Origin of the sequence: Streptomyces laculatispora (genome assembly GCF_017353455.1) — a bacterium.
Classification (GTDB): Bacteria; Actinomycetota; Actinomycetes; order Streptomycetales; family Streptomycetaceae; genus Streptomyces; species Streptomyces laculatispora.
In genome coordinates this window covers 1-14,112 of sequence record NZ_JAFMPZ010000267.1, presented here as the reverse complement: position 1 = coordinate 14,112, position 14,112 = coordinate 1, and the positions used below count along the sequence as shown (strand labels likewise).

Genomic DNA, 14,112 nt, shown 5'->3' with positions numbered 1-14,112 from the left:
GGGGTTCTGCCCCGGGAGGATGTCCATCATGGAGAGCATGAGGAAGAAGAAGCCTCGCCACGCTCGTAGCCCTCGCCCGCCGCCAGGCGCTCCCTCGCCTGCCTGGCGCGGAATGCCTTCATCATCTCGCGCACGAGCTCCGGGAGCGGCAGCACGCGTTCCCCCGCCCCCCATGCTCTTGGTGTCCTTCTCCACGACGGTGCGGTTGCCTGTCAGGGTCCGCGTGTTGGCGATGTTGAGCGTGGCCACGTCCAGGTCAATGTCCGGCCACCGCAGCCCGCAGCCCGCAGACCTCCGCCGGGCAAAGGCCCATCAGGGAAAGCAGCAGGGGCGCTACAGGCGGTCCGAGTTTGTCCGGCAGCGGTGGGGCCGTAGACGCCGATCCGGCGTGCGCGGCAACTCTGTATGTGGTTACGGCCGCTTGTCGGTGAGGTCAATACGGCCGGCCGTGGTGCCGGGACGTGGCGTCACTCGACACCTGCGGCCTCATCGTGCAACGGAGAGTCCCGATACCCGAGCGGACGGGCCGCTGCGACGGCTGTGGCGAGCCGGTCGAGGAGGGGCGTCGCGCAGGGATGGGGATCGCGGAGCGGTCCGATCGCGTAGATACCGCGGGTCGGGGGATCGACGAGGCCTACGGTGGTGACGTCGCTGCGCAGTGCGCACGTCAGCACCCCGGGGATCAGTGCGATGGCGTGACCGGTTGCGACCAGGGCCAGCTTGCCGGGCAGATCGGCCGCGGCGAGGTCGATGCGGGCGCCGACTCCGGCGCGGGCGGCGTGCCGGCGCAGAAGCGCCGCCGAGCCGTCGTTGTCCTCGACCCAGGTCTGGTCGGCCAGCGTCTGGATGTGCACGGGGCCGCGCCCGGCGTGCGGATGGTCGACGGGTAGCGCGACGACCATGTCATCCAGCCCGAGGAACCGCCGGTGGATCCGCGGGTCATGGGGAACCCCGGGTGGTGCGTCGGTGACGACAGCGATGTCGAGATCGCCCGTGATCACGCGCTGGTGCAGCTGCTCGCTCAGGCCTGGCAGCAGGCTCCACCGGATGGATCCGGTGTGCTTCAACAGGTCCCTGATCGCCTCGGGGACGATCCCTGCGGCCAGTGAAGGTGTCGCACCGACGGCCAGTGGTCGGCCGAACGCCCCGTCGCGAACGTCCCGTACGGCGCGAACGGCGCGGTCGGCCTCGTTGAGCGTGACCAGGGCGTGGCGCCGGAACACCTCGCCGGCCGGCGTCGGGCGCACACCACGCGCATGGCGCTCCAGCAGGGGCACGCCGAGTTGCCGCTCCAGGCCGGCGATCTGCCGGGAGACGGCGGACTGCGTGTGGTTCAACTCGGCAGCCGCCGCCGACAGAGACCCGAGACGGCACACCGTCACGAAACTTCGCCACACCGTCAGATCCATGGCGCCAGTATGACCTGGTGGTATGCGTATGCCGCAGGGGTGCCCTGCGATATCTGCGCCTGTCGCAGGTGCCGTGGCCTACCACTGTGGCGTGCATGACCACATCACACACGATCGCCGTCCTCGGTCTGGGGCGCATGGGCGGTGCGATCGCGGCACGACTTGCGCCGCCCAGGGCCGGGATGTTGTCGGCTGGACCCGTTCAGGGCGCACGCCGGGAGCCGTCAGGACGACCAGCGACCCGAACGACGCTGTCGGGTGGTAGAGAACCTCGCCGCTCGTCCATGGGTAGACCAGTACGAGGCCGTCGCCTGTGGTGAAGAAGCGCCGCATCCGAGCGGCTCGGGGATGAACGGTGGAGCCGGCTCCTGGCGTTCTCCAGTGGTGGGCAGGGCACCGTGGTGCAGCAGACCGCCATCCGCGACGGCAGCGTGCTGCTGACCGTCTCCGGCTCCCCGGCCCTCGTCGACCGGCACCTCGACAAGGCCCTCGCGCAAGTGACAACGGCCGGCTGACCGGCTCCGGAAACACTTCTGCCCCCGACTGCTGTGGCCGGGGGCAGAGCACTGCGCGACGCGCGCCGCCGCACAGTCCGGCAGATGCCTGATGACGCGGGTGGTCGGCCGAGAGCTGAGCGTGACCGGCCGCGCCCGGTACGGCAGCAAGGCCCCGGATACGGGGGCAGGGCTCGGACCGCGGTCCGAGCCCTGCCCCCGTGCGGTGCCGCCCTGCGGCGGCGGTGCGTCAGCTCTGTGCGGTGTCGTCGCCCGTCTGCCCGGCGTCCTCGGCCGCACCTGTCTTCTCGCGCATCTTGCGCACCAGCTCCGCCTTCTGGTCGGCGGCGCCCTGGCGGTCGAGGTTGCGGTGCGGACCGTTGTTCTGCCGCTCGGCGCGGGACAGCCTCTTGCGCTGGCCGCCGCCCATGCCCACGGGATTGTTGATGTTCTTGCTCACGGTCACGGGTTCTCCCGGAATGAAGTGGAGTGATCTACGGATTGATCGGTGAGGGACGGGCGGCGACGTCGAAGGACGTCAGCAGGGGCCCATCACGTGCTCACTCGTAAATCGGCGTCTGGAAGAACATGCCCAAGACGTTACCCGGTTCCGTTGGCCCCGCGCACCAAGCTCCTCGCCGCCCCGGCGTCGGCCGGGCCATCGGCGAGCACCCGGGGTCGGCCGTTTCCTTCCAGGAATCCCAGCACCGGCAGCATCCCGGGTCCTCCTCAGACTTTCACGGCCCATACGCCCCCTGAGGAGAAAGCCAGAGGCCCGGCCTCCCCATACGGGAAGACCGGGCCTCTGCCCGTCGGAGGGACTGTAAAACGTTCGGCTCTGTCTCTCATGCGGTGGTGACGGTAAGTAGTTGTCGTGGCTGGTGGTAACACTCCCAGACCAGCGCGGGTGACGCGACCGTCGACACCGTGTCTGTCCCGCTCGATGGTGCGTCTGCGGCTGCTCTCCTCGGAGCTCGGACCAGGTACATCAGACGTGACGCTCTGTCACCACCGCATGAGAGACAGAGCCGTTCTTTTGACAGACCCAGAAAACCCCGTCCATGGTCGTGGTGCGAGCTCCATGGGAGCAGGCGGATGCAAAGCAAGTGCCCCGCACCAGATGTTCGGGTGCGGGGCACGAGATGAGTAGCCATGAGGCAGAGTTCCCTGACCGTCAGGGTTCCTGCTGGCCGTCAGAGTTGCTTCAGGCTGTCCGTTCCGTCCTGGCCATAGGACTTCTGGTGTGGGGGTTTGTGGTGCGGAGGCTTGTGGTGCGGGGGCTTGTGGTGCGGGGGCTTGTGGTGCGGAGGCCGCGCGTTGCTGAGGGTGATGGTGACCGTTGCCGGCTCGCTGACGATCTGGTTGCCCTGCGGGTCGGTTCCCGCCGCGACCGCGATGTTGGTGACGGCGCAGCCCTTGCCGCTGCCGCCTGCCCTGGTCTTCTGGCACGCGTTGGCGTCAGCCTGGCTGATCGTGTACGTGCCGTGGCAGGTCGTACTGGCACCGGGCGCCAGCGTGGTCGCGTCACAGGTGATGACGGCGACCCGGTCGTCGCTGACCAGCACGTCGTCCAGGGTGGTGCTGCCGGTGTTGGTGACGGTGTAGGAGTACTGCACCTTCGTCCCGACCTTGTACGGGCCTTGCGTGATGACCCGCTTCTTCAGCTTGATGTGCGGCGCACCGACCGGGAGCGTCAGCTGCGTCTGGGGAGAGGTGATCGTCTGCCCGTCCGCGGTGCCGGCCGCCGTGGCGGTGTTGGTGACGGAGCCGGCCGTACCGTCGGCAGCGGTGATCGTGTACGTGCCGCTGCACGTGGTGCTGTCGCCCGGGCTCTCTGCCGGGGCCAGGGTGGTCGAGTCACAGGTGATGCCGTCGACGTGATCATCGATCACGTGGACGTCGGTCAGCTCCGCGCCACCGGTGTTCCTGACGTCGTAGGTGAAGGTGACTGTCTGGCCGACCGAGTAGGGGCCGGGTGTCTGCGCCTTCTTCTCGACGGTGATGCCGGCCGGCCGTTCGATCGGCACGCTCTGGGAGGACGGCGGTGAGGTGACGGTCTGGCCGTTCGAGGTGCCCGTCGCGGTGGCCGTGTTGTCGATGGAACCGTGGGTCACGTCGGCGGCCGTCACGGTGTAGGTGGCGGTGCAGGTGACCGTCCGACCGCTCGCGAGCGTGGTCGTGGGGCACGAGACCGGGCCGACCTTGGGGTCGGTGACGGCGAGACCGGTGATGTTGGTCGTCCCGGAGTTGGTGACCACGAAGTCGTAGGGCACCTGCGATCCGGCCACCAGATCACCGGGCAACGGCTGCCTGACTTGCTTGACGAGGTTCAGCTGCGGAAGGGGCTGGTTGCTGGAGACAACCACGTTGCGAATGAGGTGGACATCGGTGAACCCGCCCGTGGAGCCGGCGAAACCGAACTTGTAGGTGGGGGGCACGGGCTGCGGAGCGGGCGTGCTGAGCACCTCGTGTGAGCCGGTGCCGTCGTTGAAGTCGACCGACACGGTGAGCACCGGGCTCGGTGACGGAGTGAGCTCCACATGGACCCGACGACGCGAGGGTTCGAGGGCGGCCTCGGCCTGGGCCGGGGTGGCCCCGGGGGGCAGCGCGGTCAGCGGCCCCTGCAACTGTCCGGGAAGCGTGGAGGGCCACGGCCCGGTAGTGGTGAAGTTGCTGGTGGTCGCGGTCAGGAAGCAGTAGCCCTCGGTCCCGTCGCCGGGGCCGCGCACCGTGACCATGTTGGCGCCGGGACCGGGGACGCGGAACCCTGTCCCCGCCGGCGAGCGGGTGGCGCAGCCGTTGCCACGGTGCTCCCAGTCGCCGAAGTAGTTCCCGAGGACATCGAGGCCCACGCCCAGGTAGCCACGGTCCACGCCGGGCAGGAACGTGGCGGTGGGGTCGTCGTCGGGAAGCTTCTGCGCATAGCCGAGGCTCCCGCCGAAGGCGCCCGGGTGGGTCAGCGCACCGTCGCCGTCCACGAGGAAGAACGAGATGCCGTCGGCGGGGTGGGCCGGGGTCGTACTGCCGTACTGCCACTGGTCGAACGTCACGTCGATGCCCTGGTTGGCGGGCAGCGCGTTGTTGTAGAGGACGGCCCCGGACTGGTCGTTGGACGCGTCCGTCAGCCGGAGGTATCCGTGCGGTGCACCGTTGGGAGGCGGCACCGGGCCCACGCCTTCCGGGCAGCCACCCAGCGGGTGATCCCCCGGGCCGGGCAGGGCAGCGGCCGGCGCGCCGGTGAGGCAGGCCGACCCCACACCCGTGAAGTCCGGAGCCGTGGCCTGTGTGAACGTCTCATTGACCAGCGGCGAGCCCGCGGCACGGGGCTGGGCCTGCGCGCCGACGTCCAGCGCCAGGAAAGCCCCCGTGCTGACGACAAGGGCCATGGCCCCTGCTGCGAGTCGGGCAGTGCGTGCACGCGGCGCGCGCCGTCTGGGCGCGGGGGGATGCGATCTGGGGTACATGCCCACATAAGTAGCAGTCACGCCAAGTAGTCCGCCGTCGGCATAACGTGACGCGCTTCCAATGGTCATGGCCGCGTACCTGACCGGCGTAGTCGTCAGACGAACCCACCGAAACGCACTGGTCGGCCGCGGCCGGTGCGAGAACTCGGCCGCCGGGGCGGTGGCACAACCGGCCGTGATCGTGGACGGCGACTTGCGGGCGCCGATCGAACCACAGCCGGCCCGGTGGCCGGAGAGGACGCCGGTCCGGGCCACGACTACCACATGCAGCCACCCGTCGGCCGCGGCGTGCCCGTCAGCTACCCGCTCCACGTCCCCACTCCGTCATACCGAGAAGAGCCAGGTCACCCCATGCGACCTGATCCGTCACACCAGTCCCAGCGAGGTGACGCCGCGTCAAAGCGGCGAGGGCTCACGCCGAAACGTTAGCGAAACGTTAGGAGGACGTAAGCGTCAGCTGAAATGGTGCTAATCCCCCGGTGGGGGAAGGCAGCCTCTTTCGATTATGGCACGGGCGCGATTTCGGTCGCGTCCGTAATCCAGGAAATGGAGTAGTCATGAAGAAGATCAAGGCACTTGTGAGGAAGTTCAAGAAGGACGAGGACCTCGCCAACCACGCGTGGGTTCTGCACGTCATCTAATTCACCTTTCGTTGGCGGGGGGAAGCGACCATGTCGTTTCCCCCCGCCAACGCTTGGGTGTGTCTCTGGTTGTCGCGGTCCGTGGCGGCCGAGACCGTATCGGGTTCTGCCGCAGGCCGGGCCGCGGCACAACGCACGGTCCCGCCCGTTCAATGTCTGGAATTCTCTGCCCGCTGCGGGGAACCCATTTAATTGCCATTTTCAATGGAGGCGCGATTCTCGTGGAAGAAGCGGCACCGGCGGAAGTTCGCGGCCATTCCATCGTGTACGCCCCGCGGATTCAGGACCTGCTGGCCAGGGAAGAGAAAGTGTTCCGGATCGACGCGACCACGGTCGGCGTCTCCGACTGCGACCTGATGGCCGAAGTCGTCGCGGCGCGCCCTGTTCTGTCAACGGAGCGCTCGGTCTACAAGCCCGCAGCGGGAGCCGAGATTCCCCATGACAGCGCGACGCGGACGATCCGTGCTCTGGGGCAGGACGTCATGGAGGGCATCCGCACTCCGCCACCCCCGGCGCGCGGGCTGGACGGCGCCTGGCCCTACGCGGCCACCTCCTACCTGCGCCAGTGGCTCTTCGCGTCCGACCCCCTGCCGGTCTCCCTGTTGTCGAAACGTCGCGTCACGCGCTCCCACACGCTCTCTCGGATCGTCGACCGTGCCATCACCGTCTGGCCGGAGCACGGAGGCGGGCACGAGCACACCGCGCTGGCCGAGCAGATCCGCAGCGCTTCCGACACCCAAGAGCGCAGGCAGGCCATCGCCATGTACCGGCGAGCGACGGCCACCCTCTGCGACGGCGTGGCCGCACTGGCCGGCAACGCACTGTGGCTCCTGGGACCGGCGCGGGAACAAGAGGAAGCCCGCGGCGACCTCACTGCGGTTCTGTGGGAGACGCTGCGGCTGCTCCCGCCCGCGTGGATGCTGTACCGAACGGGCGGGGAGGCGTACACCGGACTGCACCCCGAGATCCGCCCCGAGGACAACGTCGCGCTCTTCCCCCTCCTGATGCATCGTCATCCGAATTACTGGTCCGATCCGATGGAGTTCCGGCCCGAGCGGTGGGCCGGGGTGGCGGATCCCGAGAAGACGCCCGCGTTCATGCCGTTCGGGTTCGACGGTGCCCGCTGCTGGGCCAAGCACCTGGTTGTACCCCTGGCCGAACGCCTGCTGACCGTCGCTTTCGACAACCGGCTCGTCATTCGCGGCCTGCAGCAGGAGACCCACGTCCCCCTGCGCTCCCTGCTCTCCGTGCGGTTCGACGCGGAAACCGGGGCATGACCCGGCACCACGCCCTGGCGCCGCCCACCGATGCCGGCAAGGGCAACGCGACCACCGCGCAGGACCGCTCCCGCCGGGGAGCCCGCACCCGCCCTCGTTCCGGACGGACGCCGCCGCCGGCCTGCGAGTACCGAACACCCTGACACCACGGGAAACGCCATGGAATCGCCCACGCTGGCCGACTGGGTCGGCGACGTCAAGAGTTTCACCAGCCACCAGTGGCAGCGCAAGCCCGCGGTCTTCACGCCGGAGACACTCGCCTCGCCGTTCGACCTCGACGAGTTGGACGCCGCCTTCGACTCAGGGCTGCTGCGCACCCCCTACCTGGAGATGGTCCGCTCCAACAAGGTCACCGTCCCGGCCGATGCGTACACCACGTCCCGCGTGGTCAACGGCACAACGCACCACGGCTTTGCCGACCGCGCGAAGGTCGTCGCACTCCTGCGCGCCGGGGCGACGCTGCTCCTGCGACATGTCGACCAGTGGCACCGCCCCACGGGCGACCTGGTGACGCGGCTGTCCGGGGAACTCGACCGGCGCGTGGAGGCGTTCTTCTTCGTCACACCCGCCGACGGTCAGGGCCTCGCAATACACCGTGACGACGCCGACGTGTTCGCCCTCCAGGTGGCCGGACGCAAGACCTGGTACGTCCACGGCGCACCGACGGCGGCGGACTGGTCGTTGGGCGAACTGCCGGACGACGAGCACTCGCCCCAACTCCTGCACAGCGTCCTCGATCCCGGCAACGTGCTCTATATCCCGCGGGGCTTCGCCCACCGCGCGGTAGGCGAAGCCGGACTCTCCGCCCACCTGTCGCTGACGGTCCGCGACCTCTCCCTGCAGGACCTGCGGACAGCCCTGGAACGGTGCTTGACCGAAGGGCTGGACGTCCCTGCGCGCCCGCTGGGGGAAGCCGCGATCGCAGACGCCTGCGCCACACTGCTCAGCCATGTCCGGACGAAGCTCGCCACGGTCGAACCAGGGGACCTGCGACTCGCCGCGCGGGCAGCACAGGCACGGCAACCGGTCGAGGCGACACGGACGGAGACATTCGCCGGGACGGCCCGGGACTGGGAGGCCGGCGCGCTCGGCTCCAAGCGCGCCGGGCTGTCGTCCGTCGTACGCACATGGCGCAGACTGCGCGACGCGGCACGCACCACGGACTGACGCGAAGCCACGACGTTCGGGCCGTTGTCGGCTCGTCCGTTGTCCTTCACGTGCACCCACCCTCCGCTGACCATTTCGAGATGGAAGCGGATCAGACATCGAACGGGACTGGGCGAGCGGGGCCTGCGGCTGCTGGAGGTGGGTGTGGCTGGAGCGTGTTCTACAAGTTGTCGGCGTGTTAGCTAGGCCGACCAGGCGCGCATACGGACCTGGTCCTGGCTCCGGAGCTGGCCGGGATGGAGCTGTCGCCGGGGACCACTGTCGACGGAGCTACGTGAACTGGCTTACGGTCCACGTCGGTTGGTTGATCATTTGATCCGGCCAACCGACCCGGACATGCAGAATCGTTGATCAGCTGGACGGCGACAGGAAGCTGCTCGGCTCACAGGGCCTGCGGCTATCCCGGAACGGGGGTCTCGCCGGAGGTGGCGATGCCCGCCCGGCGGAAGTCGTCCAGGGTCGAAGCTGTGGTTTCCGGGGCGACCCCGACCGAGTAGTCGAGACGTACCCGTGCGCGGAACCCGGCCTTCACGGCGTCCAGCGCTGTCGCGCGCACGCAGTGGTCGGTGGCGATGCCCACGACGTCGACGTCTTCCACGCCGCGGGCGCGCAGCCAGTCCGTCAGGGGTGTGCCGTGTTCGTCGGTGCCTTCGAAGCCGCTCTTTGAGGCGCTGTGGGCGCCCTTGAAGAAGACGGCGTCGACCTTTCCGCTGGCGACTGCGGGCGCGAAGTGGGGGTGGAATTCGCCGCCCTGGTGTCCTACCACGCAGTGGACGGGGAAGCTGTCCTTGTAGTCGGGGTTCTCGGAGAAGTGGCTTCCCGGGTCGATGTGGTGGTCCCGGGTGGCGACGGTGTACTCGTAGTCGTGGCCAGCGGTCTGCTCCACCAGCTCCGCGATCGCGGTGGCGATCTGTGCGCCGCCCGCGACGGGGACGCTGCCTCCTTCACAGAAGTCGTTCTGCACATCCACAATGATCAAGCCTCGGCTCATCACGAACACCTTTCAGCGATATGGAGCGAACAGGAAGAACGCGTGCTCCGGGGCGCTGGAGCCATCATGATCAGTTCAACGCCCTTCCATGCCGTTGGTCACGGCAGGACGTGATGCCTGGCCTGTCGCGGCCCGCGGTTCTCAGGCCACAACCAGGTCCTGGGAAACCGCAGAGTGACTTCTGGACCATCCCCGTGGGCGCGGGAGACCTGGACGACGAAGGCCAGACCGGCCGCTTGCCGGAAAGCGTTGCCAATCGTGGCTGTATCCCGTCGGGACCAGGGCAAACATCACGCGGCCGCGATCATCGTATCGAGTTAATGTCAGCGGATTCCCTTGGTTCGGACGGCAAAGCGGCCATTAGTGTTCCTCTGGATCTGGACGGATCCCCCTTTGCATCCCCCGTATTCGTCCTGTTGTTCGGTGTGTTCGGATATGCCCGCCACCGCCCTGACCAAGGAGAGCTTTCCCGATGACTGTTGACCCGAGCGCGGAAACACGGTTGGAACTCCCCCGGCAATCCAGCCTGGGGACGGCGGCTGCCCGCAACCTCGCCACCACGACCAAGTCCGCTCCGCAGATGCAGGAGATCACCTCTCGCTGGTTGCTGCGGATGCTCCCCTGGGTGGAGACCAAGGGCGGGGCCTACCGGGTGAACCGTCGCCTGGCCTACACCGTCGGCGACGGGCGGGTGGATTTCATCCAGGACGGCGCCGACGTCCGGGTGATCCCCCAAGAACTGGGTGAACTGGCCCTTCTGCGTGACTTCGACGATGTTGAGGTACTGACCGCCATCGCCGACCGGTGCGTCCAGCGAGACTTCCGGACCGGCGAGACACTGGTCGAGCGAGGGGCGCCCGCGGATCAGCTCCACCTGATCGCCCACGGCCGCATCGGCCAGACCTCCGTGGGCAATTACGGCGACGAGGTCGCTCTGGACGTACTCGCGGACGGCGACCGGTTCGGAGAGCACGCCCTGCTGGACGAGGACGCCCGGTGGGAGCACACCGCCATCGCCGAGACCTCGGGCACACTGCTCACCCTGTCACGCGCCGACTTCGCGGCCGTGCTCTCCAACGCTCCGAACCTCCGGGACCACCTCGAAGAGTTCGCCTCGCGCTCCCATCAGCGCCAGAACCATCGCGGTGAGGCGGAGATCGCGATGTCGGCCGGCCACGTCGGCGAGCACGCACTGCCCGGCGCCTTCGCCGACTACGAACTGAAACCGCGCGAGTACGAACTCTCCGTTGCCCAGACCATCCTGCGGATCCACACGAGGGTCGCCGACCTCTACAACGGGCCGATGAACCAGACGGAGGAGCAGCTCAGGCTCACCATCGAGGCGCTGCGCGAGCGCCAAGAGCACGAGCTGGTCAACAACCGGGAGTTCGGCCTGCTCCACAACGCCGACTTCAAGCAGCGCATCCAGACGCACTCCGGCCCGCCGACCCCGGACGACCTGGACGAACTGCTCTGTCGCCGCCGCGGTTCCAAGTTCTTCCTCGCGCACCCCCGGACGATCGCGGCGATCGGGCGAGAGTTCAACTCGCGCGGACTCTACCCGGATCACGTAGACCTCGGCGGCCAGCAGGTCCCGGCCTGGCGTGGGGTTCCGATCCTCCCCTGCAACAAGATCCCCGTCACGCAGGAGCGGACCAGCTCGATCCTCGTCATGCGTACCGGCGTGGAGAACCAGGGCGTCATCGGTCTGCACCAGACCGGCCTGCCGGACGAGTACGAGCCGGGTCTCTCGGTCCGCTTCATGGGCCTCGACGAGAAGGCGATCACGTCCTACCTCGTCACTGCCTACTATTCCGCCGCCATCCTCGTGCCGGACGCGGTCGGCGTGCTGGAGAACGTGCAGATCGCCCGCCGGCCCAAGTAGTTGTCCCGGCCCGTACGGCGTGGTGCGACGCCCCGGACTCAGCGGATCGATCGCACGGCGCCCGGAGGCCTCCGGGTAACCGCCCACCCCACCAAGGAGCCATGGATGCCCGCGCCTGAGCTGCCACCTCCGCAGTCGAGCCTGCCGGAGGCCGCTTCCCGCTTCGGGGCTCACGTACTCGCTGAAGCCGCGGCCCGCGCCCGCGACGTCAAAGCCGCTACCAGCAGCCCGCCCTGCGCGCCTTCCCCGCCTGCGATTGCCCAAGCGGCACCGCCTGCCCCCGCCGTGCCGTCAGCCGCGATGCCGGCAGCGGGTGCCGAGCGGGGACAGATCCTGCGAGGGCCCACCGGCTTGGGCACCACGAGCCTGCGCATGATCCTGCGGGGCGAGCTCCCGACGCCGTCGGCGGCCGCGGCCGCGGCGCAAGGCAGTGCGGAAGGCACCGTGGAAGGCAAGGTGATCCCGGGCCTCTACCACCACCCGATCCCCGAGCCCGACCCGGTGCGGGTCGAGGAGGTCAGCCGAAGGATCAAGTCCTGGGCCCTGGACGAGGTCGCCCTGTATCCCGAGGACTGGGAGGAGCAGTTCGACGGCTTCTCCGTGGGCCGCTACATGGTCGGTTGCCATCCGGACGCACCCAGCGTCGACCACCTGATGCTCGCCACACGCCTGATGGTGGCCGAGAACGCGGTGGACGACTGCTACTGCGAGGACCACGGCGGGTCGCCCATCGGCCTCGGCGAACGGCTCCTGCTGGCGCACACCGCGCTCGACTCCCTGCACACCACCGCGGAGTACCAGCCGCAATGGGCGAAGTCTCTCCACGCGGACGCGCCTCGGCGCGCCTACCACTCCGCCATGGCGTACTTCGTCCGAGCCGCCGGCCCCTCCCAGGCGGACCGGCTCCGGCACGACATGGCCAGGCTGCACATGGGTTACCTCGCCGAAGCGGCCTGGGCCCAGATGGACCACGTCCCGGAGGTGTGGGAGTACCTGGCGATGCGCCAGTTCAACAACTTCCGCCCCTGCCCCACCATCACCGACACCGTTGGCGGCTACGAACTTCCGGCGGACCTGCACGCCCGACCGGCCATGCAGAAGGTCATCGCTCTGGCGGGAAACGCGACGACCATCGTGAACGACCTGTACTCGTACACCAAGGAACTGGACGCGCCGGGCCGGCACCTGAACCTGCCCGTCGTGATCTCCGAACGTGAGGGGCTCTCCGACCGCGACGGCTATCTGAAATCGGTCGAGATCCACAACGAGCTCATGCACGACTTCGAGACCGCGGCCGCATCCCTGGCCGCCGACCTCCCCGTCCCAGGTGTGCAGCGCTTCCTTCATGGGGTGGCCGCCTGGGTCGACGGCAATCACCACTGGCACCAGTCGAACACCTATCGCTACAGCCTGCCCGACTTCTGGTAAGAGAATGGACTCATCCGTGACCAACGCCGAACTCACCGCCACCACCCCCGCATCCGTCTCCACCTCGCTGCGCATCCCCAGCCCGGCGACGCCCTACCAGGGCGACATCGCCCGCTACTGGGACGGCGAGGCGAGGCCCGTGAACCTGCGCCTCGGCGATGTCGACGGCCTCTACCACCACCACTACGGCATCGGTGAGGTCGACTCCTGCGCACTCGGCGACACCGGGGACGGCGCGAGCGAGAAAAAGCTGATCTCCGAGCTCCACCGACTGGAGTCGGCGCAGGCCGAGTTCCTCCTGAGTCACCTCGGCGACATCAAGCGGGAGGACACCCTGCTGGACGCCGGCTGCGGCCGCGGCGGCTCGATGGTGATGGCGCACCAGCGCTTCGGGTGCAACGTCGAGGGTGTCACGCTGTCGGCCAAACAGGCCGACTTCGCCAACGGCCGGGCCCGCGAGCTCGGTATGCAGGACCATGTCCGAGCGCGCGTCTGCAACATGCTCTCCACACCGTTCGAGACCGGGTCGGCAGCGGCCTCGTGGAACAACGAGTCGAGCATGTACGTCGACCTCCACGACCTGTTCGCGGAACACTCCCGCGTCCTCGAGGTCGGCGGTCGCTACGTGACCGTCACCGGCTGCTGGAACCCGCGGTACGGCCAGCCCTCGAAGTGGGTCTCGCAGATCAACGCGCACTTCGAGTGCAACATTCACTCGCGCCGGGAGTACCTCCGCGCCATGGCCGACAACCGCCTCGTGCCCCAGGCCATCATCGACCTCACCCCCGACACCCTGCCCTACTGGGAGCTGCGGGCCACGTCCTCGCTGGTGACGGGAATCGAGGAGGCGTTCATGAACTCCTACCGGGACGGGTCGTTCCAGTACCTCCTCATCGCAGCCGACCGCGTCTGACCTCCCGCTGACGAGAAGGGCCCGCCGACAGTACGGGCCCTTCCCCCGGCCGTCCGGCGCCGAAGGCAGGGGTGCAACTCCCCCTCGTGGAGCCGGCACGACACCCTGAACACTGACAGCGGTGGACGGTGGAAGCAGCTGTACCCCGGCACATGAGTCCCGCGCACCCTTGTCCTGGACGGTTTCACGGACCCGACCGTGGACGAGGTCTGCGGCGCTGCCCTTCCGGCCGTCCTCGAAGGCCGGGGCGTGACGATACGGGCGTGGGCTTACGGAGACCAGTGACTCGGCGCCGGGACCGCTCGGGACGCGGAGGGCGTCGTCCGGCCGGTGCCGGCGACCGCGAAGCGACGGACGCGGGCGGCGTCCGCGGGCGCCTTGAGGTGACACCCGGCGAGGATGAGGACCGGGGCCGGACCGGGGCGCGCCCGGGCGCGCGTCTG

Annotated in this window: 9 protein-coding genes and 3 pseudogenes; 7 read left to right on the top strand and 5 right to left on the bottom strand. The window is 68.7% G+C overall.

The window, feature by feature from the left end:
- Window positions 1-65: 65 nt before the first annotated feature.
- A pseudogene (locus tag J1C73_RS34900) lies at window positions 66-334 on the bottom strand (site-specific integrase); the annotation flags it as partial.
- A gap of 133 nt (window positions 335-467) precedes the next feature.
- A complete protein-coding gene (locus tag J1C73_RS14855; protein ID WP_207316795.1) occupies window positions 468-1,409 on the bottom strand; it encodes a LysR family transcriptional regulator in 942 nt (313 codons plus the stop codon).
- A gap of 95 nt (window positions 1,410-1,504) precedes the next feature.
- Here J1C73_RS14855 and J1C73_RS34895 point away from each other — a divergent pair.
- Together J1C73_RS34895 and J1C73_RS36210 are read left to right on the top strand one after the other, a co-directional pair.
- Window positions 1,505-1,665: pseudogene (locus J1C73_RS34895) on the top strand (NAD(P)-binding domain-containing protein); the annotation flags it as partial.
- 76 nt (window positions 1,666-1,741) lie between these two features.
- Window positions 1,742-1,924 (top strand): annotated as a pseudogene (locus tag J1C73_RS36210) (hypothetical protein); the annotation flags it as partial.
- Between the two features lie 229 nt (window positions 1,925-2,153).
- Here the strand turns inward: J1C73_RS36210 and J1C73_RS14850 are convergent.
- Together J1C73_RS14850 and J1C73_RS14845 are read right to left on the bottom strand one after the other, a co-directional pair.
- Window positions 2,154-2,369: a DUF6243 family protein gene (locus J1C73_RS14850; RefSeq protein ID WP_185095481.1), complete on the bottom strand. Its 216-nt coding sequence runs from the start codon at window positions 2,367-2,369 to the stop codon at window positions 2,154-2,156.
- A gap of 727 nt (window positions 2,370-3,096) precedes the next feature.
- The gene (locus J1C73_RS14845; protein WP_207316794.1) at window positions 3,097-5,289 is read right to left on the bottom strand and encodes a CLIPPER-2 domain-containing protein; all 2,193 of its coding nucleotides are present in this window, start codon (window positions 5,287-5,289) and stop codon (window positions 3,097-3,099) included.
- An 871-nt stretch (window positions 5,290-6,160) separates the two neighbouring features.
- Here J1C73_RS14845 and J1C73_RS14840 point away from each other — a divergent pair.
- Window positions 6,161-7,285 carry a cytochrome P450 gene (locus J1C73_RS14840; RefSeq protein WP_207316793.1) on the top strand — a complete coding sequence of 375 codons (1,125 nt, stop codon included), beginning with the start codon at window positions 6,161-6,163 and terminating at the stop codon, window positions 7,283-7,285.
- Between the two features lie 159 nt (window positions 7,286-7,444).
- Entirely contained in the window at window positions 7,445-8,452 is a 1,008-nt protein-coding gene (locus J1C73_RS14835) for a JmjC domain-containing protein (protein ID WP_207316792.1), read from the top strand.
- Between the two features lie 397 nt (window positions 8,453-8,849).
- On the opposite strand, the gene J1C73_RS14830 is transcribed toward J1C73_RS14835, so the two are convergent.
- A complete protein-coding gene (locus J1C73_RS14830) occupies window positions 8,850-9,443 on the bottom strand; it encodes an isochorismatase family protein (RefSeq protein WP_207316791.1) in 594 nt (197 codons plus the stop codon).
- Window positions 9,444-9,915: 472 nt separating this feature from the next.
- Between J1C73_RS14830 and J1C73_RS14825 the strand changes: the two genes are divergently transcribed.
- From J1C73_RS14825 to J1C73_RS14815, 3 genes are all read left to right on the top strand, one after another.
- Window positions 9,916-11,328: a family 2B encapsulin nanocompartment shell protein gene (locus J1C73_RS14825; RefSeq protein ID WP_207316790.1), complete on the top strand. Its 1,413-nt coding sequence runs from the start codon at window positions 9,916-9,918 to the stop codon at window positions 11,326-11,328.
- A 105-nt stretch (window positions 11,329-11,433) separates the two neighbouring features.
- The gene (locus J1C73_RS14820) at window positions 11,434-12,756 is read left to right on the top strand and encodes a family 2 encapsulin nanocompartment cargo protein terpene cyclase (RefSeq protein WP_207316789.1); all 1,323 of its coding nucleotides are present in this window, start codon (window positions 11,434-11,436) and stop codon (window positions 12,754-12,756) included.
- Window positions 12,757-12,772: 16 nt separating this feature from the next.
- A complete protein-coding gene (locus tag J1C73_RS14815; protein ID WP_207316788.1) occupies window positions 12,773-13,669 on the top strand; it encodes a geranyl diphosphate 2-C-methyltransferase in 897 nt (298 codons plus the stop codon).
- Window positions 13,670-14,112: the final 443 nt, after the last annotated feature.